Origin of the sequence: Mycobacterium ahvazicum, from assembly GCF_900176255.2 — a bacterium.
In the GTDB taxonomy this organism is placed as follows: Bacteria; Actinomycetota; Actinomycetes; order Mycobacteriales; family Mycobacteriaceae; genus Mycobacterium; species Mycobacterium ahvazicum.
The window spans coordinates 1,073,775-1,093,942 of record NZ_FXEG02000005.1 but is presented as its reverse complement, the minus strand read 5'-3'; the positions used below and the strand labels follow the sequence as shown (position 1 = coordinate 1,093,942).

General features: G+C 65.1%; 21 protein-coding genes, 1 tRNA gene and 1 pseudogene. 17 read left to right on the top strand and 6 right to left on the bottom strand.

The features are described from left to right. Window positions 1-14 precede the first annotated feature (14 nt). Window positions 15-569 carry a putative glycolipid-binding domain-containing protein gene (locus MAAFP003_RS26340; RefSeq protein ID WP_423790958.1) on the top strand — a complete coding sequence of 185 codons (555 nt, stop codon included), beginning with the start codon at window positions 15-17 and terminating at the stop codon, window positions 567-569. Here MAAFP003_RS26340 and MAAFP003_RS26335 read toward each other — a convergent pair. Then, complete coding sequence (locus MAAFP003_RS26335; RefSeq protein WP_096290532.1) at window positions 532-1,476, bottom strand: prephenate dehydrogenase; 945 nt, start codon at window positions 1,474-1,476, stop codon at window positions 532-534. The genes MAAFP003_RS26340 and MAAFP003_RS26335 overlap by 38 nt on opposite strands. Before the next feature lie 142 nt (window positions 1,477-1,618). Here MAAFP003_RS26335 and MAAFP003_RS26330 point away from each other — a divergent pair, with 142 nt between their 5' ends. The 4 genes from MAAFP003_RS26330 (at window position 1,619) to MAAFP003_RS26315 (ending at window position 4,005) form a co-directional block, all read left to right on the top strand. Further along, window positions 1,619-2,140, top strand: a complete 522-nt coding sequence (locus tag MAAFP003_RS26330) for a tRNA adenosine deaminase-associated protein (RefSeq protein WP_096290531.1) — start codon at window positions 1,619-1,621, stop codon at window positions 2,138-2,140. Beyond that, complete coding sequence (locus MAAFP003_RS26325) at window positions 2,137-2,595, top strand: nucleoside deaminase (protein ID WP_096290530.1); 459 nt, start codon at window positions 2,137-2,139, stop codon at window positions 2,593-2,595. Before MAAFP003_RS26330 ends, MAAFP003_RS26325 begins: the two co-directional genes overlap by 4 nt. Before the next feature lie 29 nt (window positions 2,596-2,624). Next, window positions 2,625-2,714, top strand: a tRNA-Ser gene (locus tag MAAFP003_RS26320). 217 nt (window positions 2,715-2,931) lie between these two features. Then, on the top strand, window positions 2,932-4,005 hold the full coding sequence (locus MAAFP003_RS26315) for a GGDEF domain-containing protein (RefSeq protein WP_096290529.1): 1,074 nt from the start codon (window positions 2,932-2,934) through the stop codon (window positions 4,003-4,005). A gap of 1 nt (window position 4,006) precedes the next feature. Here the strand turns inward: MAAFP003_RS26315 and MAAFP003_RS26310 are convergent, their stop codons facing one another. Next, window positions 4,007-4,660: a TetR/AcrR family transcriptional regulator gene (locus MAAFP003_RS26310; RefSeq protein ID WP_096290528.1), complete on the bottom strand. Its 654-nt coding sequence runs from the start codon at window positions 4,658-4,660 to the stop codon at window positions 4,007-4,009. A 265-nt stretch (window positions 4,661-4,925) separates the two neighbouring features. Between MAAFP003_RS26310 and MAAFP003_RS26305 the strand changes: the two genes are divergently transcribed. Beyond that, a complete protein-coding gene (locus MAAFP003_RS26305) occupies window positions 4,926-5,351 on the top strand; it encodes an MmpS family transport accessory protein (RefSeq protein WP_096291439.1) in 426 nt (141 codons plus the stop codon). Continuing rightward, window positions 5,348-8,248 carry an MMPL/RND family transporter gene (locus tag MAAFP003_RS26300; protein ID WP_096290527.1) on the top strand — a complete coding sequence of 967 codons (2,901 nt, stop codon included), beginning with the start codon at window positions 5,348-5,350 and terminating at the stop codon, window positions 8,246-8,248. The genes MAAFP003_RS26305 and MAAFP003_RS26300 overlap by 4 nt, the downstream gene beginning before the upstream one ends. Window positions 8,249-8,315: 67 nt before the next feature. Here the strand turns inward: MAAFP003_RS26300 and MAAFP003_RS26295 are convergent. Continuing rightward, window positions 8,316-8,876 (bottom strand): annotated as a pseudogene (locus MAAFP003_RS26295) (isomerase); the annotation flags it as partial. A 78-nt stretch (window positions 8,877-8,954) separates the two neighbouring features. On the opposite strand from MAAFP003_RS26295, the gene MAAFP003_RS26290 reads away from it, so the two are divergent. Genes MAAFP003_RS26290 through MAAFP003_RS26265 form a run of 6 tightly spaced genes read left to right on the top strand, consistent with a single transcriptional unit; the run spans window position 8,955 to window position 13,967 of the window. Further along, window positions 8,955-9,596, top strand: coding sequence for a TetR/AcrR family transcriptional regulator (locus tag MAAFP003_RS26290; RefSeq protein WP_096290526.1), 642 nt, complete (start codon window positions 8,955-8,957; stop codon window positions 9,594-9,596). A 41-nt stretch (window positions 9,597-9,637) separates the two neighbouring features. After that, the gene (locus tag MAAFP003_RS26285) at window positions 9,638-10,405 is read left to right on the top strand and encodes an SDR family NAD(P)-dependent oxidoreductase (protein ID WP_096290525.1); all 768 of its coding nucleotides are present in this window, start codon (window positions 9,638-9,640) and stop codon (window positions 10,403-10,405) included. A gap of 9 nt (window positions 10,406-10,414) precedes the next feature. Then, entirely contained in the window at window positions 10,415-10,858 is a 444-nt protein-coding gene (locus MAAFP003_RS26280) for a nuclear transport factor 2 family protein (protein ID WP_096290524.1), read from the top strand. Then, window positions 10,855-11,697, top strand: a complete 843-nt coding sequence (locus MAAFP003_RS26275; protein WP_096290523.1) for an enoyl-CoA hydratase/isomerase family protein — start codon at window positions 10,855-10,857, stop codon at window positions 11,695-11,697. The genes MAAFP003_RS26280 and MAAFP003_RS26275 overlap by 4 nt, the downstream gene beginning before the upstream one ends. Before the next feature lie 20 nt (window positions 11,698-11,717). Continuing rightward, window positions 11,718-12,821, top strand: a complete 1,104-nt coding sequence (locus MAAFP003_RS26270) for a nitronate monooxygenase (protein WP_096290522.1) — start codon at window positions 11,718-11,720, stop codon at window positions 12,819-12,821. A gap of 57 nt (window positions 12,822-12,878) precedes the next feature. Then, window positions 12,879-13,967, top strand: coding sequence for a 3-ketosteroid-9-alpha-monooxygenase, oxygenase component (locus tag MAAFP003_RS26265; protein ID WP_096291438.1), 1,089 nt, complete (start codon window positions 12,879-12,881; stop codon window positions 13,965-13,967). A gap of 12 nt (window positions 13,968-13,979) precedes the next feature. Here MAAFP003_RS26265 and MAAFP003_RS26260 read toward each other — a convergent pair whose 3' ends face one another. Further along, the gene (locus tag MAAFP003_RS26260) at window positions 13,980-15,110 is read right to left on the bottom strand and encodes a cellulase family glycosylhydrolase (protein ID WP_096290521.1); all 1,131 of its coding nucleotides are present in this window, start codon (window positions 15,108-15,110) and stop codon (window positions 13,980-13,982) included. 95 nt (window positions 15,111-15,205) lie between these two features. Further along, window positions 15,206-15,709 carry an NINE protein gene (locus MAAFP003_RS26255; protein ID WP_096290520.1) on the bottom strand — a complete coding sequence of 168 codons (504 nt, stop codon included), beginning with the start codon at window positions 15,707-15,709 and terminating at the stop codon, window positions 15,206-15,208. A 163-nt stretch (window positions 15,710-15,872) separates the two neighbouring features. Here MAAFP003_RS26255 and MAAFP003_RS26250 point away from each other — a divergent pair, with 163 nt between their 5' ends. Both MAAFP003_RS26250 and MAAFP003_RS26245 read left to right on the top strand, forming a co-directional pair. Next, window positions 15,873-16,205 (top strand): PE domain-containing protein, encoded by a 333-nt coding sequence (locus tag MAAFP003_RS26250; RefSeq protein WP_096290519.1) that lies wholly within the window; start codon window positions 15,873-15,875, stop codon window positions 16,203-16,205. Window positions 16,206-16,286: 81 nt separating this feature from the next. After that, window positions 16,287-16,673: a DUF2237 family protein gene (locus tag MAAFP003_RS26245; RefSeq protein WP_096290518.1), complete on the top strand. Its 387-nt coding sequence runs from the start codon at window positions 16,287-16,289 to the stop codon at window positions 16,671-16,673. Here MAAFP003_RS26245 and MAAFP003_RS26240 read toward each other — a convergent pair. Next, window positions 16,663-17,562: a helix-turn-helix domain-containing protein gene (locus MAAFP003_RS26240; RefSeq protein WP_096290517.1), complete on the bottom strand. Its 900-nt coding sequence runs from the start codon at window positions 17,560-17,562 to the stop codon at window positions 16,663-16,665. The two genes, MAAFP003_RS26245 and MAAFP003_RS26240, sit on opposite strands and share 11 nt — an antisense overlap. A 47-nt stretch (window positions 17,563-17,609) precedes the next feature. Here MAAFP003_RS26240 and MAAFP003_RS26235 point away from each other — a divergent pair, with 47 nt between their 5' ends. Continuing rightward, window positions 17,610-18,878 carry a sulfotransferase family protein gene (locus MAAFP003_RS26235; protein WP_096290516.1) on the top strand — a complete coding sequence of 423 codons (1,269 nt, stop codon included), beginning with the start codon at window positions 17,610-17,612 and terminating at the stop codon, window positions 18,876-18,878. A 9-nt stretch (window positions 18,879-18,887) separates the two neighbouring features. After that, the gene (locus MAAFP003_RS26230) at window positions 18,888-20,147 is read left to right on the top strand and encodes an alkyl sulfatase dimerization domain-containing protein (RefSeq protein WP_096290515.1); all 1,260 of its coding nucleotides are present in this window, start codon (window positions 18,888-18,890) and stop codon (window positions 20,145-20,147) included. The last annotated feature ends 21 nt before the right edge of the window (window positions 20,148-20,168 follow it).

Sequence of the window (20,168 nt, the reverse complement as noted above, 5' to 3'; positions counted from 1 at the left end):
GCGTCTGGCCCGCGATGCTGACCTGGCGTGCACCGGACATCTCGCGCATGGAATCGGTGCGAGTACAGGTGTCCGGCAAGCGGATTAGAGCGGCCGGACGCATCGTGGCCGCGGCTACCGCGACGAACCCGGCATTCGGCGCTTTCTACGAAGTGCAGACCGATGAAACCGGGGCTACCAAGAGGTTCGGGCTGACGATCACCCTGGCCGAGCGGGAGCGCCAGCTTGCCATCTCCCGCGACGAAGAGAACATGTGGATGGTCACCGACCACCAGGGCGAGCGTCGCGAAGGGTACAACGGTGCACTCGACGTCGACGTCGTATTCAGCCCGTTCTTCAACGCGCTGCCCATCCGGCGGCTGGGGCTACACGAGCGGGCCGAAACCATCACGTTGCCGGTGGTCTACGTCAACGTGCCGGACATGACCGTCACCGCGGCCACGGTGAGTTACGCCAGCTCCGGCGGCGGTGCGGGGATCAAGCTGCACTCACCGGTCGCCGACACCACGGTGAGCGTCGATGCGGACGGGTTCATCGTGGACTATCCCGGATTGGCAGAGCGGATCTGATCACCCCGCCCGCCCGGCCGGCGGCGGCGAGCTCTTGGCGCCAGCCGTCCGCGCCGATTGTGACGGTGAAGATGTCGGAGCGCGGGAAGCGGTCGTAGCGCGTTCGCGCGGCATGGCCCGCCTCGACGAGTTCGGCCACCGAGTTGTCCCAATCCAGCGAGTCGCGGGCACGGCTGAGCAGGTCCATCACCCGGTCGACGGCGGTGAGCAGATGGGCGGTGTTGCCTTCGCACATCGCGCGCACCAGGTCCGGGGCGCTGCCCGCCACCCTGGTGCCGTCCCGGAAGGACCCGGCGGCCAGCGCGAAGGCCAGCGGCACCTCTGCGGCCGTCACCGCCAGCGCCTCGGCGAGCAGGTGCGGCAGATGCGAGATGGCGGCCGCCGCGGCGTCATGTTCGTCGGATCTGGCCGGCACCACGGCCGCGCCGCAATCCAGCGCCAGCGTCATCACCATCCACCAGACGACCGGGTCCACGTGGTCGTCGACGCTGACAACCCACGGTGCCGCCGTGAACAATCCGGCATGGCCGGCCGCCCAACCCGAGCTCTCGGTGCCCGTCATCGGGTGACCGCCGACGAAGCGGTCCTGCAGACCGGCCGCGACCACCTCGTCGAGGACCGCCGTCTTGACGCTGGTGACGTCCGTGAGAGGGCAATTTGGGGCCAGGTCGCTGACGTGGGCGAGCATCGCCGGCAAGGCGGGCATCGGCACCGCCAGCACGATCAGGGCACCGGTATCGGCGGCGCGCGCCAACGTGTCGGCGAGCTCTGTCGATGCGACAAAGCCGTCTGCAACTGCGCCGCGCGCGCCCTCTACCGAGCGGTTGTAGCCGAACACGTCCCGGCCGGCTGCCGCGGCCGCGCGCATGAGCGAACCACCGATAAGTCCCAACCCGAGGACACACACCGGGGGCTTGTTCCCGGTCCCAGTCGCCGTCCACGACACAGACCTAGGTTGGCACAGCGGGTCGACAACGGCGGCTGGAGGTCCCCCTGCTGGTTTGCGCTGTCTGGTCAAGCCGCCTGGTCAGCGACTAGCGTAGGCGCCCATGGGACGAGAGCGGGCCGCAACGCAAGGCCCGTCCGTGGATACACCGGACGGCTTTGGCATCGCCGTGGTGCGCGAAGAGGGCCAATGGCGATGCTCGGTGATGGCCCCCAATTCGCTGACGAGTCTGGCTGCCGCCGAGACAGAGCTGCGTGAACTGCGCAGTGCGGGAGCGGTCTTTGGGCTTCTCGACATCGACGACGAGTTCTTCGTCATCGTGCGCCCGGCGCCGTCTGGAACCCGGTTGCTGTTGTCGGATGCGACGGCGGCATTGGACTACGACATCGCCGCCGAAGTTCTGGACAACCTGGACGCCGACATCGATCCCGAAGACCTCGAGGACTCGGAACCGTTCGAAGAAGGCGATCTCGGGCTGCTGTCCGACATCGGTCTGCCCGAGGCCGTTCTGGGCGTCATCCTCGACGAGTCCGACCTGTACGCCGACGAGCAGTTGGGCCGCATCGCGCGCGAGATGGGCTTCGCCGACGAGCTGTCGGCGGTGATCGACCGCCTCGGTCGGTGATCACTGACGAGGATCTGATCCGTGCCGCGCTGGCGGCCGCCGCGACGGCGGGCCCCCGCGATGTGCCGATCGGTGCGGTGATTTTCGCCGCCGACGGCACCGAACTCGCCCGTGCGGTGAATGCCCGTGAGGCCCTTGGTGATCCGACTGCGCACGCGGAAGTCCTGGCGATCCGCGCCGCGGCCACCGTGCTGGGCGATGGGTGGCGGCTGGAGGGAGCCACGCTGGCGGTCACCGTCGAACCCTGCACGATGTGCGCGGGTGGGCTGGTGCTGGCGCGTGTCGCGCGGCTGGTGTTCGGCGCGTGGGAGCCCAAGACCGGTGCGGTCGGATCGTTGTGGGACGTGGTCCGCGACCGTCGGCTCAATCACCGTCCCGAGGTGCGTGGCGGGGTGCTCGCTGCGGAGTGCGCCGCGCCACTGGAGGAGTTCTTCGCCCGCCAGCGATTGGGGTGAGTGGCTACTGGTTCTGTAAGCTGCTCGGCGGTGGCGTGTCCGAGCGGCCTAAGGAGCACGCCTCGAAAGCGTGTGACGGCTAAAACCGTCCGAGGGTTCAAATCCCTCCGCCACCGCCAATAGCTTCCCGCGAAGAATCGCGGGTGAGTGCCAGCACCAGGAAGCCTCGACCGCCGCCGCGCCCGGTTGGCGCGTTGCCGGTGCGGCCATCCGCCCTGGCTTTCTCGGCGATTCGGGGCATTTGTAACCCGCGATCCTATTTACTGTGACCCAACTCACTCGGTGGCAACCGGCCGCGTAGTTCGTGGGGCTAGTGAGTCCGGGAGGGGCAGAACGATGACGCGGCTGGCGACGTGGTGGGAGCAGGACCACCATTTCGATTGGCTGACAGGCTATTTGCAATCGCACGGGTTGGGTTCCAACACACGCAGGCTGTTGGCCGGGGTGGCGGGCTCGTTGGTGCTCGTGCCGGCCAACGTGTGGTTGGATCAGACCTTGCCGCTGCGGCCTTTGGCGCTGGCCTATTCGGTCTTGGCCGCGGCGATCGGTCTGACCATGGCCGCGCTGTGGTTGCGCGGGTGGCCCACCCGCCGGCAATCTCTTTTCTTCGTTTTGACCGGCAGCGTGATCATCGGCCTCGGCTGCGTATGGCAACCCCAGCCGCTAGTAGGACTGATGGCCTGCTCAGCCATGGCGGTCACGGGCGGCTACCTCGCGTTCTTCCACACCGCCAAGTACATGGCCCTGAATTTTGGCCTGGCCTTCACCATTGCCGCCGTGGAAGCGGCGCGTCTGGCCGCCGCGGGGCAAGTGATGCTGGCGTTCACCGGCTGCTTTCTGGTCCTCGAACTCAACGCGGTCGTCCCGTTGGCCATCCAGATCGTCGTGCGCGCACTCTGGGTTGATCTATTGCGCGCCAACCGCGACCCGTTGACGGGCCTGCTGAATCGGCGCGCCTGCGATCGGGCCGTTGTGGGGCGGATGCTCGTCGGCGCCAACCACATGTTTTTGATGGTGGCGATGATCGACCTGGACCGGTTCAAAACCCTCAACGACACCCGCGGACACGCCGCCGGTGACGAGGCGCTGGTCGCGGTTGCCGGCGCATTGAACACCGCCTGCAGCGACACCGCCATCGTCGGTCGCGTCGGTGGGGAGGAATTCTTGATCGCCGAAATCGTGACGGCGGAACAGCGGCCCGAGTGGGGTCTGTACCTCTGTGACGCCGTGGCCGCAATCGACGACCCCGTGACCGCCAGCGTCGGAATCGCCGCCCTGGCGTTGCGCGACATGGTCACCGATTATGCCGACGAAGCGTTTCGCCAGGTGGTCGCCCATGCCGACAACGCCATGTATGAAGCCAAACGCCGCGGGGGCAATCAAACTCGCCACCACGAGGTTGCAGTCTGAGTCAGCGGCGCGTACCAGCAGGCTCGGAGGTATGCATGGCCGCCTCGAGCTCTTCTTCTTCGAGCGCATTGATCGTCAGCGGCGGTTGGTCGCTGCGGTAACGCATGCCCTCGAGGAGGATGGCCACATATCGTCGCCACAGCTCGGCGTCCACGTGTCCGGCGTACTCGCTGACCGTTCCGGCCAGCAGGCCAAAGATGGGCATGTCCCCGGGTGCGGTTTCCGGCCGTAGGTGACCGTCGTGCTGTGCCCGCTCGACAAGTTCGGAAAGCCTTGGTACGAGGCGAACTCGGGCGGCTTCCACGCGGTCGCCGCCGAAGCACTTACCGAAGGCGACCTCGCGTATTCCTCGGTCGGTCGCCGTAATTTCACACATTTGCTCGACAAACCACACGAAGCCCTGCCATGAATCGGGGTGACGCAACGCGGTTTCCGCCAGCGTGGTCAGCTCGTCGATGCCGTCCTCGAAGATCGCCTCGAGCAGCTCCTGCTTCGTGGGAAACCGTCGGTACACGGTTCCCACGCCGACGCCCGCGTGGTGAGCCACCTCGTTGAGAGTGGCCTCCAGACCGCGGATGGCAAAAAGTTCGCGGGCGGCCTCGATCACCCGCTGCCGGTTGCGCTCGGCATCCTTCCTCAGCGGGCGGCACGTCATCTCGCGAGCGCTCACGTCGATGAGTGTAACGAGGGCAACATTTCCAGTAAGTGGATTGACCCTATCCACTTAATTGGTTAGGTTATCTACCCAGACCACCGTCGGTCCCGAACTCCGGCTCACCTCGGATCACTGAAAGGCCCGCACCTTGACTGACGTTCGCGATATCGCGGCTGCAAAACAGGAGCCGCTGCCTGCTCCGAGTGCCGAACCAAGGCAGGTCTTGGCGCGGGACCTGCCGACGGCGAGACCGGCTCGGCCGCCGCTGACCAAACTTCTCGGCCGCACCTGGCTGCCCATCCTGATCGCCGTCGCGGTCGCGGTCGGCGTCGCCACCGTAGGGCAGTTACGTGAAATCTTCGGAGCCAATGCCGTGCTGGTGACCCCGAGGGGTTCGGACACCGCAGAATCCTTTAACCCCAAGGTCGTAACGTACGAGGTGTTCGGTGCCGGGTCCACGGCCGTGATCAACTATCTGGACCTGGACTCCAAGCCTCAGCGAGCCGTAAACGCTCCGCTGCCATGGTCCTTGACGCTGCGAACCACCGCACCCGCCGCCACGCCCAACATTCTGGCTCAGGTCGACGGTCAGACCGTGACATGCCGGATCACCGTCAACAACGAGGTCAAGGACGAAAGAACCGTCACGGGTGCGAATGCCGAGACCTTCTGCTTGGTGAAGTCGGCATGACCATACCCGCGACCGACGCCCCGACCGACGCGATTCCGGTCGCCCGCCATGCGGCCCGCCCGAGGCTACCGCGGCTCATCCGGTCGTTCGCCGTGCCGATCGTAGTTGCCTGGATCGCAATCGTCGCCGTCCTCAATACCGTTGTCCCGCAACTCGAAACGGTCAGCAAGATGCGCGCAGTGTCGATGAGTCCCAACGACGCGCCGTCGATGATCGCAACGAAACGCGTCGGCAAGGTGTTCCAGGAGTTCGACACCAGCAGCTCGGTGATGATCGTGCTCGAAGGTGACAAGCCGTTGGGTGCCGACGCACACCATTTCTATGACGACATCGTGCGAAAGCTGCGGGCCGACACCAAGCATGTCCAGCATGTGCAAGATTTCTGGGGCGATTCGCTGACGGCAGCAGCCGCGCAAAGCACCGACGGCAAGGCCGCCAACGTTCAGGTCTACATCGCCGGGGACCAAGGAGAGGCACTCGCCAACGAATCGGTGGAGGCCGTGCGCGATATCCTGGCCAGCTCGCCGGCACCACCGGGGGTCAGGGCGTACCTAACCGGCCCCGCGGCGACGAGTACGGATCAAAATGCGGTGGGCGACCAGAGCATGCAGACCATCGAATTGCTGACCTTCGCCGTCATCATTGCGATGCTGTTGCTCGTCTACCGATCGGTTGTGACGGTATCGACCGTGCTCGCGATGGTGGTGCTGGAATTAGCCGGCGCCCGGGGGCTGGTGGCATTTCTCGGCTACTACAAGGTCTTTGGGCTTACGACGTTCGCGACCAATCTCGTCGTGACTCTTGCGATCGCCGCGGCCACCGACTACGCGATTTTCCTGATTGGCCGGTACCAGGAGGCGCGCAGATCCGGAGAGGATCGAGAATCGGCGTACTACACCATGTTTCACGGTACGGCCCATGTCGTGCTGGCTTCGGGGCTGACGATCGCCGGCGCGGCCTTCTGCTTGCACTTCACCCGCCTGCCGTACTTCCAGACCATGGGCATCCCGCTGGCAGTCGGGATGGTCATCGTGGTGGCGGCCGCCTTGACGCTTGGCCCCGCACTGATTTCGGTTGTCACGCGGTTCGGCCGGCTGCTGGATCCCAAACGCATGGCGAAGCCGCGAGGGTGGCGTCGGATTGGCGCCGCGACCGTCCGGTGGCCCGGCGCGATTCTGGTCAGCGCAATCCTGTTGGCTTTGGTCGGGTTGCTCGCCCTGCCCGGCTACCACACCACGTACAACGACCGCCTCTATCTGCCCGCCGGGGTGCCGGCGAACATCGGATACGCGGCGGCCGACCGGCATTTCTCCAAAGCCAAAATGAATCCGGATCTGATGATGATCGAAAGCGATCACGATCTGCGGAACCCGGCCGACTTCCTGGTGATCGACAAGATCGCCAAGGCCCTTGTCCGCGTGCATGGCATCGCCCAAGTGCAGACCATTACGCGGCCAGAGGGAAAGCCGATTCAGCACACCACGATTCCGTACAACATCAGCATGAACAGCACCGGCCAAATCATGAACAACGACTATCAGCAAACCATCTTGAAAAACACGCTGAAACAGGCCGACGACATGCAAGTCACGATCGACTCGATGGAAAAGATGCAGACCATCACCCAGCAGCTCTCCCAAGTCACTCACGACATGGCCACCAAGATGAGTAAAACCAGCGCCGATGTACAGGACTTGCGCGATCACATGGCCGATTTCGAAGACGTCTGGCGTCCCATTCGCAGCTACTTCTACTGGGAGAAGCACTGCTTCGACATCCCGATGTGCTGGTCGTTGCGTTCCGTGTTCGACGCACTCGACGGCATCTCGACCATGAGCGATGACCTCAGCGACCTGGTACCCGACCTCGATCGAATGGATGCGCTGATGCCGCAGATGGTTGCGCTGATGCCGCCGATGATCGAATCGATGAAGAGCCAAAAACAGATGATGCTCAACCAGTATCAGGCGCAGAAGGCGCAGCAAGACCAGACCATGGCCATGCAGGACAACGCCACGGCGATGGGCGAAGCGTTCGATGCCGCTAAGAACGACGACTCGTTCTATCTGCCGCCAGAGGCCTTCAACAACGCGGATTTCAAGCGTGGGATCAAGCTGTTTCTCTCCCCGGATGGACATGCGGTCCGGTTCACCATCCTGCACCAAGGCGACCCGCTAACCACGGAAGGCACCTCGCACGTCGAGCCGCTCAAAACCGCAGCGGCAGATGCGATTAAGGGAACGCCACTGGAGGGATCGACGATATACCTCGGTGGCAGCGCGGCCATGTATAAAGATTTGCAGCAAGGCGCTGACTACGACTTGCTCATTGCCGCTACCGCAGCGCTCATCCTGATTTTCATCATCATGGTGGTGCTCACCCGTGCCGTGGTCGCCGCGGCGACCATCGTTGGGACCGTGGTGCTCAGTCTGGCCACCTCGTTCGGGCTGTCGGTGTTGCTGTGGCAACACGTCGTCGGAATCCCGTTGCACTGGATGGTGTTGCCGATGTCAGTCATCGTCTTGTTGGCCGTCGGCTCGGACTACAACCTGCTGCTGGTATCGCGCATGAGAGAGGAGATCCAGCCCGGGCTCAACACCGGCATCATTCGCTCCATGGCGGGCACCGGTTCCGTGGTCACCTCGGCGGGCTTGGTCTTCGCCTTCACGATGATGTCGATGGCGGTGAGTAAGTTGATTGTGATCGGGGAGGGGGGCACGACAATCGGCCTGGGGTTGCTGTTCGACACCTTGGTCGTCCGTTCCCTGATGACACCGTCGTTCGCAGCGGTGCTGGGTCGCTGGTTCTGGTGGCCGCGGCACGTACGTCAGCGCCCGGTTCCACAGCCATGGCCGCAGCCGCGGCGCCACCGGTCCCTCGAAATGCAAGGGGCATAATGCTTGCGCCGAGGTGCCGGTGGGAGCCTGCTTGTCGCGGGTCCGCGTCAGCGGCAAAAGCGCCGGCGACCAGCTTGGTGAATTCGACCGCCGAGCGGCGGACGTATTCGAGTTCGAGTGACACCAACAGGGTGTCCATCATTGCGAACGGCAGCGTGGTGGCCACGGCGCCACGGCCGTAGTCGACGTGTCACGAGCCGGGATGAATGGTCAGCCCCCTCGCGCGGCCCCGCTCCAGGCAGGTGCGTTCACCGGGCGACAGCGTCATGAGTTGCGTGTCGTCGGAATCGAGATCGTGGGAATCGCTTCGCCCGGCCATCAGGAACTCGTAGATGTTCACATGCTTGTAGCGCCCCGAAAAGCCTTGCGTTCCAGTGGGAGAGCCGAAGATCACGGGGGCTGAAGTGGAGAAACGGACCTTGCCGAGGATCCCGCCGGCCTTGCTGCCCACCCATCGGCCTGGGGCCGGATCGACCAGATCAGGATAATCGTCTGCGAGCAATTCGATTGCCCGCGTGATTAATTCGCCGTCTTGCAGCGGCCGGCCGACGACTTGCTTGGCGATCGTGTGCAGCGAAGCCGGGTCGATTTTGTAGGCCATCACGCTCCTTTGATTGACTCGAGTCACAACGGTAGCCGTCGCCGCGCCGGCTCAGGCGTTGGACAACGGTTCAAATCTTTCGGCGACCGTGGGTATGGTTCGACGATGACGCCGAACGGCGCAGCGCGAGAGCGGCGGGACACGTCGGCCATCCGAGCCGACGAGTCCGACGCTGCGCGGGGGCGCCCGCGCGACATGCAGCGTCGCGCCGCGGTCATCTCGGCCACCCGGGAACTGTTGATCGCCAACGGCTACGAAGAAATCACATTGGCCGGCGTCGCGCGTCATGCCGGGGTGTCGCGGCCCTTCGTCTACGAACACTGGGGCAGCAAGTTCGCGCTGGTCGAGGACGCCATCTTGTCCGCCCCCGGCGAATACCCCGCGGTCGACGAACTCGCGTTTGCCGATGCATTGACCAGCCTGATCACCGGCATGGTCCGCGTTCAGTCGGATCCTGCCTATCTGGCGGGCATGCCTGGCGTCGCGACCGTGCTCTACAGCCGGCCCGACTTGGTCGAACAGGTCGAAGCGCGCTACATGGCCCCGGTCCGGGCACTGTGGGTCCGACTCATCGAACGCGGCAAGGCCGAGGGTCTGGTGCGGTCGGAGGTCGACGGGAGTGCGCTGATGGACACCATGCGCGGTGCTGTCACGCTGCACACCTCGGTGAACAAGGCACTCGGCGAGGCCGAACTGATCGCGCACCTGAAGTCGTTGATCCTGTACGGGATCGGCCTGCGCGAGTGACTCTCGTCTAGTTTTCTTACACGATGTAAGGTAATGGCGCCATGAAATCGCTGCAGGCACTCTTCGACCTCACCGACCGCACCGCCATCGTCACCGGCGGCACCCGCGGCATCGGGCTGGCCATCGCCGAGGGATTGGTCGAGTGCGGCGCCAATGTGGTGGTCGCCAGCCGCAAGGCCGATGCGTGTGCCGCGGCGGCCGACAAGCTGCAGGCGCTCGGCGGTGGTCGGGCCATCGGCGTGCCCACGCATATGGGCGACCTGGACGCCATCGGACGTCTCGTCGAGGCCACTGTCGCGGAGTTCGGCGGAATCGACATGGTGGTCAACAACGCCGCCAATGCCCTGTCGCTGCCACTGGGTGAGTTCACCCCGGAAGCGTGGTCGAAATCGTTCTCGGTCAACCTGCAAGGTCCGGTCTTTTTGGTCCAGGTTGCGTTGCCGCACCTGCGCGAAAGTGAGCACGCGTCGATCCTCAACGTCGTCTCCGCCGGTGCCTTCATCTATTCGCCTGCGACGTCGATGTATTCGGCGGCCAAAGCCGCGATGGTGTCGTTCACCCGGTCTATGGCCGCGGAGTTCGCGTCGCAGGGCATCCGGGTCAACGCCTTGGCGCCCGGATCGGTCGACACCGACATGGCGCGGGCCAACCCGCCGGAGTTCATCGAGGCGATGAAGGCGTCCGCCCTGCTGAAACGGATCGCCGACCCCGCCGAAATGGTCGCGCCCGCACTGCTATTGCTCTCCGACGCAGGGAGCTTCATCACCGGGCAGACCATCATCGCCGACGGCGGCATGGTGGCCAGGTAGGAGGCGGTCATGACCGAGACGGACAGCGCAAAACGCGAAGCCAACAGGCAGACGCTGCGGCGGGCCATGGACGGCATCAGCGCCCTGGACCTCGACGCGGTCCTCGCCGAACTCCACGACGACGTCCGATTCGAATTGCCTTACGAGGACGCAGTTCCCGACTCCGGCCGAGACGGCGTTCGGGAGCTGCTCGGGTCTATGTTCGTCATGTTCGGCAAGTTCACAGTCACGTTGACCGACATCTATGACCTGCTTGACCCGAACATGTTGGTGGCGCGCTATCGGGGCGACGCGCTCGGTCGGGACAAGCCCGTCGTCTATCAGAACGACTACCTCGGCGTGTTCGAGTTTCGCGACGGCAAGATTACGCTGTGGCGCGAATTCGACAACCCCATGGTGTCGGCCGCAATGGTCGCCGGCTTCGCCGCCGACTCCTCCGGGTCCGGCTCATGAGCGCCGCGATCGGCGTCGAGCGCCTCGACGACGGTGCGATCGCCATCGTCACGATCAACCGACCGCAGCGCCGAAATGCTTTGGACTCACAAACTCTCGTCGACATGCATCGGACGCTGGACGAACTGAACGGTGATCCCACGCTGCGCGCGATCGTGGTGACGGGTGCGGGTGTCTCTTTCTGCTCCGGTGCGGACCTGAAGTCGCAGCCGGATGACCTCTCCGATACGGCCGGCGTCCCATACGCCGAGCTACGCTCGGCGGCCGCGTCGACCGTCGCCGTCACGATGGCCGCTCAAGAACTCATGGCCTCGGCCTTCGAGAAGATCCACCGGCTGCGGGTACCGGTCATCGCCGCGATCAATGGATTCGCGTTGGGCGGCGGCTTCGCGCTCGCGTTGGCATGCGATATCCGGTATGCCGCCGAATCGGCCACCTTCGGTGCGGTTTTCATCCGGCACGGGGTTTCGGCGTGCGACATGGGCACCAGCTACTTCCTGCCGCGGCTGGTCGGAGCGTCGCGGGCCGCCGAATTGATGCTCACCGGAAGGGTTTTCGGCGCGGCCGAAGCGGCGGTCATCGGGCTGGTCCTCGAGGTGGTCGACGCGGCGAGCCTGCTCGACACCGCGGTCGCCAAAGCCCGTGAGATAGCGCAGAATTCGCCGTTGGCCGTCTGGATGACCAAGGAAACCATGTGGCAGACCATCGACTCCCCGAGCCTGCGTCATGCGCTCGACCTCGAGAACCGGACACAGGTGATGTGCACGGGCACGGGAGATCTGGCCAACTCATTCGCCGCCTTCCGCGACGACGGCACCGCTCGTTGGAACCCACTGTGACTCAGAAAGGCGACTAAAGTATGGCCAATTCCCTATGTGAGCGTCTCGGCATCGAGTTCCCGCTGTTCGCGTTCTCGCACTGCCGCGACGTGGTCGCCGAGGTCAGCAAGGCCGGCGGATATGGGGTGCTGGGCGCGCTGGCCTACAACGCCGAGCGCCTCGAGGTCGAGCTGTCCTGGATCGACGAGCACGTCGGCGGACGGCCGTACGGGGTGGATTTCGCGATGCCGGAAAAGTTCGTCGGCAAGGGCGAGCCCTTCAGCCTCGATGCGCTGCGTGAGCTCATTCCGGCCAGCCACACCGAACACATGGAGAAAGTGCTCGCCAACCATGGTGTGCCGCCGCTGCCGGAGGACGCCGAGCGGCGGGTGATCGCCGCCGGCCTCGGGGTCGAGGCCGAAGGGCCGGGCCAGGTGGAGGTCGCGCTGCGTCACCCGGTGTCGATGATCGTCAACGCGCTAGGGCCGCCACCGGCCTACGCCATCGCCGCCGCACACGAAAAAGGCGTACTGGTAGGCGCTTTGAGTGGTTCGCCGCGGCACGCGCGGCGTAACGTCGATGCGGGAGTTGACGTGATCATCGCCCAGGGCGGGGAGGCCGGAGGACACACCGGCGAGATCGCCACGATGGTGCTGGTGCCCGCGGTCGTCGATGAGGTCGGGCCGGACATTCCCGTGCTGGCCGCCGGCGGCATCGGTAACGGCCGGCAGATGGCGGCCGCGATGGCCCTTGGCGCACAAGGGGCTTGGACCGGCTCGCTGTGGCTGACGGTCGCCGAGGCGTCGACGGAGCCGTGGGTGGTCGAGAACCTGTTAAAGGCCGGGTATTCCGACACGGTGCGTTCGCGCGCGATGACCGGCAAGCCGGCCCGGCAGATCCGTACCGAATGGACCGAGGCATGGGAAGGCCCCGACAATCCCGAACCGTTGCCGATGCCGTTGCAGGGCATCGTGTATGCGGATGCATCCGCGCGGTTCATGCGGGCGCGATCGAGTGCGCTGTCGGGCTCGCCGGCAGGGCAGATCGTCGGGTCGATCAATAAGGTACGGCGCTCGCGCGACGTGGTTCTCGACATCGTCGAGGAGTACCTCGCCACGGTGCGGCGACTGGCAGAAGACGGCTGAGGAGGAATCGCTGTGGTTAGCAACGACGACGTCCGGGACATCGACACCGGCGTACCCATGGAGCGCTTCGCCCGCGGCTGGCACTGCATCGGTCTGGCCGAAAACTTCCGCGACGGAAAACCCCATGCGATCAACGCATTCGGGACCCGTCTGGTGGTGTTCGCCGACACGGCCGGCGAGGTGCATGTTCTCGACGCGTACTGCCGCCACATGGGCGGCGACCTGTCCCAGGGGACCGTCAAGGGTGATTCGGTGGCCTGCCCGTTTCACGACTGGCGCTGGCAGGGCTCGACCGGACGTTGCTCTTTGGTGCCCTACGCCAAGCGCACACCCCGATTGGCACGGACACGGCGCTGGCCGACCGGAGAGGTCAACGGCCAATTGCTCGTCTGGCACGATCCCGAGGGGTCGACGCCGGCGCCGGAGCTCTTCCCGCCGACGATTGACGGATACGCCGACGGGCAGTGGTCCCCGTGGTCGTGGAATTCGATTCTCATCGAGGGATCGCACTGCCGCGAGATCGTCGACAACAACGTCGACATGGCCCACTTCTTCTACATCCACCATGCGTACCCGACGTTCTTCAAGAACATCATCGAAGGCCACACGGCGACCCAGATCATGGAATCCAAGGCCCGGCCCGACACCACCAAGAACTACGAGAAGCTCTGGGAAGGAACGAAGCTTCGCTCGGAGGCAACGTATTTCGGCCCCGCCTACATGATCAACTGGTTGCACAACGACGTGGCGCCGGACTTCACGATTGAAGTCGCGCTGATCAACTGCCACTATCCGGTCACGCACAACTCATTCGTGCTGCAGTGGGGCGTGGCCGTTCAGGAACTTCCCGGCCTGCCGGCCGACAAGGCGGCCAAGCTCGCCGCCGCGATGAGCCGATCGTTCGGCGAGGGCTTCCTCGAAGACGTCGAGATCTGGAAGCACAAGACGCGCATCGAGAATCCGTTGCTCACCGAGGAGGATGGCGCGGTGTATCAGCACCGGCGCTGGTACGAGCAGTTCTATGTCGATGCCGCCGACATCACCGCGGAGATGACCGACCGCTTCGAAATCGAGGTGGATACCAACCACGCCAACACTTCTTGGCAGCGCGAGGTTGCGGACAACCTCGCGGCTACCGTGCGGTGAGTGACGCCGAGGCTAGCCCAGCCCGCCGGTCAACCCCCGCGCCGCCTGGATTTCGGTCGGCCGGTATGGGCGACCATCGGGTAGCAGCAGGTCGTGGAACCACAGTTTGGGCGGTGCCGGGTACGGGTGATTCCACGAGTCCCACGGAAAATAGGTCTGGGTCTTGCCCGCCACCAAACCCCAGTTGAACGCACCGACGTTGTGTCGCTTGGCAATTGGCAGGATCGTTTCCAGGGTGCTGCCTTGGGACCGGGCCATGTACTCGGTGCACAGGATCGGTCGCCCCAGCGGAGCCAATTCGTTGATCTTTGACTCGAACTCGGCCGGTTTGCCGTAGTTGTGGAAGGTGATCACGTCGGCGTTGTCGAGTTGGATGGCACTGATCGCGCTGCGGCTTCCCCGGTCTCCCCAGGATCCCTGCCACACACCGCTGGTCAACGGCTGCGCGGGATCAACCGCTCGCGCCCACCGGAACACCTGAGGAAGCAGGTCGGCCACCCGCTGAAGCTTGTCCGCGCGCTCGACCTTGCGGTACTCCTTCGCGGGATTGTCGGGCTCGTTCCACAGGTCCCACCCTAAAACCCGGTCGTCATTACGGAACTGGCTCAACACTCCCGTGACGTAGTCCTGCATGACCGGGACGTAGCGGGGATCGCCGAGGCGCTCGGCGCCCGGGCTCTGCACCCAGCCGGAGTTGTGCACCCCCGGTACCGGTGCGTGCTGCGGGCCGGCCTTCGGCAGCGGGTCCCAACAGGAGTCGAACAAGACGAAGAGCGGCTTGATGCCATGGCGCGACGCGATTCCGACAAACTGGCTCAGACGGCTTTGGAAACCCGGGCGGTCCGTCGCCCACAACTGATCGTGAAGGAAGACCCGCATGGTGTTGAAACCGAGTGTGCGGGCCACGCCCAGCTCGCCGTCAATGCGTTGTGGGTCAAACGTTCCCGGCTGAAACATCTCCAGCTGATTGATCGCGGTCGACGGGATGTAGTTCGCGCCGACAAGCCAACCTTGTGCGCGATACCAGGCGTTGGCACGATCCGGCGACCACCGTGCTGCCTCAGCAAAAGCGCGCGGCGCTTGGGCCAGCGCCGCACCCGCTGCCAGCATCAGGGGCACCTTCAGGGCCGTTCGGCGGTTCACGAAGTGACACTAGATTTCCCTTGTCGCACAGGCGGTTCGACGCGCCGATCGCAATGTATTGAGATGGGAATTGTGACCTGATCGTGATCTGTGGACTAGCGAAGCTTGCGGCCGTAGCTGTCTTTCACGCTGCCGGTGAACATCATGATCGCATCGACGACGGCCCACACGGCGCTGCCGAGCAGGACCGGCAACGCGATAAAGCAGAACAGGCTGAAGACGAGTCCGACGAGGCCGAGTATCAGCTGCGCAACCGCGATCTGGGTCGAGTCGATATAGAAGCGGCCAATGCCGAACACCCCGAAGAAAAGCTGCAACAGCCCCGCCGTGGTACCGGACTTGTCGGACAGCGCGACGCCCGTGGCGGGATCGCGCCCGAACGGCGCATGGGGGTCAACCCCCGGATAGCCGCCGTAGCCGGGATATGGCTGCGAAGGGGGGGAGCCGGGCTGCGGCGGTACGTAGCCGGGCTGCGGTGGGTAACCGGGGTACCCCGCCTGCGGTGGCATCGGCGGGCCCGGGGGCGGCAAGTAGCCGGGCCGCTGCCACCCCTCGGGCGGTGGGCCCCCGGGAAATCCGGGCGGGTTGGGCGTCGACATCGCCTGAGTTAACCCCGCCGCGGCGGGTGAGTCCATTCGCGCTGGATACTGCCGGACGGGCGCCCGACCAACCACCTAGCAGAGGGCAACTTTTGTAGACGCAAACAATTGCATACTGCTACTATCGCACTCGACATTGTTTTGCTGACCCAGGAGTGCGCCGATGCGGTCCATGTCCTTCGACCCGGCGGTGGCCGTCGTTGGCACTCAGATCGTCGGCAGTGCGACGCAGGCGCTTGCGAACAGTGCTGCGGCGGAGCCGTCGGTGACCGCGCCGGCTCCAGCCGGCGCCGAAGAGGTCTCGGCTCAGGCGGCAGCGGCGTTCGGGGCGGAGGCCACCCACATGCTGGCTCTGCTCAACGCGGCGCACTCGGAACTGGCGCGTACGGGCAACGCGCTGGTCGACATCGCCCGAATCTACGCGGAGACTGACGCCGTCGCGGCTCGCCGGCTGAGCCAGATCCGCACCGACGTCGCCTTCCGGCTGGCTGGGTAGGGCCAGTGGCGGGGCAGATTCGCAGGGCACGGTCGGTGCTGTCTCTTCTAACTTTGGCTCCGACGGCGCGATACTAACCAGATGTCCGATCGCAACGTGCTCGGCGGCCCGCTGCAGCCATGTGGCACCGAACCCCTGACCGGCTTCTACCGCGACGGCTGCTGCTCGAGCGGAGCCGAGGATGTCGGTCGCCACACGATCTGCGCGGTGATGACCGCCGATTTCCTTGAGCACCAACGTTCCATCGGCAACGATCTGCTGACGCCGGTTCCCGAGTACCGCTTTCCCGGCCTGCTGCCCGGTGACCGCTGGTGTGTGACCGCCCTGAATTGGTTGCGGGCTCACCGCGATGGTTGCGCCGCGCCGGTCGTGTTGGCCAGCACCCACGAACGCACCCTCGAGGTGGTGCCCCTCGAGGCGCTGCTGGAGCATCAAGTCGACGTTCCCGACGATCTGGCTAACTTGTAGGGCTCGCGATCTGCGCTTCGATCCGTCGGGCCGCGGCGCAAACCTGCTCACTGAGCCGCGTGACGTCCGACGCGGTCAGGTCGGTGAAGGGCGCGACGCTGACCGACATCGCGACCACTCCGTCGTCATCGAAGATCGGGGCGGAAATGGTGGCGATACTGTGCGCCGAGTTCTCGGTGAGTTCGGCATCCAGCACGTCGATCACGGTGAGGTCGGCGAAGGCCCGGGCCAGGTGTGCGGTGATCGCGTCGGGTTCGCCGTCACCGCGCAATGCCCGCAGTGCCGCATGCACCTGACGGTATTCGCGGCTGAGGCGTTCGACGGTATATCCGCGATGACGAATCTCGCTGAGCACCGAAGTGATTCGTCGGGAGAGCGCGGTGGACGGCCTGCCCATGCCCTGCAGCCAGGCGCGCTGCGCGGGCGCCGGGCTCCAGGCGAGGTAGTCGCGGCCGAACGGCGCTACCAACGGCATGCGCAGTCCGCGGTCGATGCGCATCCCGGACGAGGATTCGCCGGCGGTATCGGTCACGACGATGGCCTTGTCCTCGCGGCGCGCCAGAAATGCTTGTGCCGCTGACGATTCGGCGAGCTGCTGTAAGACGCCACGAAAGACCCGGTCGCCGGCCGGCTTCGCCAGCGCCGCGATGCCCGGTCCCCAGGAGTAGGCGGCCGTGTCGACGTCGCGCACCACCCAGTGATGGGCGCTCAGCGTGGTCAGAATCGCGTGCCCGGTAGCGCGGCTGATGCCGAGCTCGCGGGTGATATCCGCGAGTGAGAACGCTCGCGTGGGTTGGGACCCGAGCAGCCGCATGACCGCGACGACGCGCTCGGTCGGTGGCGACGCGGGTTGACGAGGTGTCGGTCCCGCGTCTAACGTCCGTATCATATTTCGAACGATACGTCGAATATTCGACACCGCAAGGAGGCGGTCGCATGGGCGCTGCGGGCCCCGACATCGCTGACATCGATTTCGACGATCTGACCTCGCCGCGGCTGACCGATGTCCAGCGTCAGATTCTGGAATTCACCGAGGCCAAACGGGTCGATTTCGACCTCGACCGGATGTTCGGGGAGGCCGTCCAACAAGCCGGCGCCGACGATCTCGACGACACGGACGGTTTCGGGGAGCGCTTGACCGCTCACGTCGCGGCGATTGAAGCCGACGAGGGACTGCGACAGCTCACCCGGTCGACGTTGCGGCAGCGCGTGATTCGGCTGCTGCGCAACCGCCTGTCACTCACCGAACTCATCAAGCGCTATCCCGAGATTGTGTCCATACCGATCGACGGCCCCTTCGTCGTTGTCGGGATGCCGCGGTCCGGCACCACGCATCTGGTGAATCTCATTGCCGCTGACCCGCGCCGGCGTGCCTTGCCGTATTGGGAAAGTCAGGAGCCGATCCCCGCGCGCGGCGACGGGCCCGACATTGACGGGGTCGACCCACGCTATGCGCGCGCCAAAGCCGAACACGACGCCCTGATGGTCAGCGCTCCCGTGGTGGCCGCGATGCACGACCGGTTCCCCGAGGCGATCGAGGAGGAGGTCGAGCTCCTCGATCTGGACCTCGCGAGTTACGTCTTGGAATGGCATGCCCGCGTGCCGGATTGGCGAGACTATTACCTCGCGCTCGACCAAACCCGGCATTACGCATATCTGAAGAAGGTCCTGCAGGCGCTGACGTTTCTGCGCGGCCCGCAGACCTGGATCCTCAAGAGCCCGCAGCATTGCGAGCAGCTGGGCCCGCTGATGGCGACCTTTCCCGATGCGACGGTCGCGTTCACGCATCGCGATCCGGTCGCGGTCGTGCAGTCCGCGATCACGATGATGGCCTACTCGGATCGGCTGCGCCGCAGGAGTATCGATCCGGGCTGGCTTCTCGAGTACTGGACGGATCGGGTGCATCGACTGCTGAGCGCGTGTGTCCGCGACCGCGACCTGGTGCCGTCCGACCGCAGCATCGACGTCAACTTCCACCAGCTCAACGGCAATGAAATGCCGGTGCTCGACGAGCTTTACCGCCGTGGTGGCGTCGAACTGACACCGAAGGTGCGCAACCGATTCCGGCAGTATCTCGACGGCAATCCGCGCGGCAAGCACGGGCGAATCCGTTACGACCTACCACGACACTTCGGCGTCTCGGCCGACGAGCTGCGTGGGCGGTTCGACTTCTACTTCGACCGGTTCGACGTCCGTCCCGAATGAGGAGCATCGATGAGCGCCCCGGACTTTGAACCGGTCTACCGCAGCAGGCCCGGTGCCGACGGCCTGCGGCCCGCGTCCGCCGAACAGGCCGAGCAGATCGCCGAGGGACTGTGGTGCTCGCCCGGACTGTCGAACGCGTACCTACTGACCACCGGCGACGGTCGGGTGATCGTCAACACCGGCATGGGCTTCGAGGGGCCGGTGCATCGGGCCAACTTCGACGCTGTCGACTCCTCACCGGTGCGCTACATCATCTTCACCCAGGGCCACGTGGACCACGTCGGCGGCCTGGACAGCGTTCGTGATCCCGACACAACCGTTGTTGCTCAGGCGAACTGGACCCAATGGCGAGACGACAACGAGCGCCTCATCCCGTATCGTGCCAGCCGCAGCGCGTTCGCCTTCTCCGATACGCTGGCGACGGGAATCCAGGACATCCAGCGCCGTCTCGGTACCACGCGGCTACCCACCCAGAGCATCCCCTGCGTCGACCTCGACTTCGAAGACGCGCTCACCCTCGACGTCGGCGGACGCCGACTGGAGCTTATCTCCGTCCCCGGCGGCGAGACCACCGACTCTTTGGTCATCTGGCTGCCCGATGAGCGAATATGTCTGTGCGGAAACACTTTCGGCCCGATATTCGGCCACATTCCCAATCTGGTCACGATCCGTGGCGATCGCTACCGTGACGCCCTGGCCGCGATCGCGTCGGTCGAGCGGGTGCGCGACCTGCAGCCAGAACTTCTGGTGACCGGCCACTTCGAACCGATCGCCGGAGCGGACCGCATCCACCAGGAGCTTACTCGGCTGCGCAATGCCATCGAATACGTCCACGACCAGACGGTGGCCGGAATGAACGCCGGAAAAGATGTCCTGACCCTGATGCGCGAGATCACGTTGCCCGCGGAATGCGAAGTGGGCCAAGGCTATGGGAAAGTCTCCTGGGATGTGCGGGCGGTGTGGGAGAACTACTCCGGGTGGTTCCATCACCGGTCGACCACCGAGCTGTATCCCGTCGGTTTCGACGCCGTCGGCACCGACGTGGTGGAACTCGCCGGCGCCGATGCTCTTGTCAACCGAGCACGAGCACACCTCGCCGAAAACCGTCCCGTGCACGCCGTCCACCTCGCCGAGCTCGTCACCACCGCGGAGCCCGACCACGCGGGGGCGCGCGAAGTGCTGCGGGATGCACATGAAAGTCTGCTGAGCAGCACAACGAATTTCTGGGAACGGGCCTGGCTCTCGCGACAAATAGCGAGCTACTCGTGACGGCACGGGAAGGGACATCAC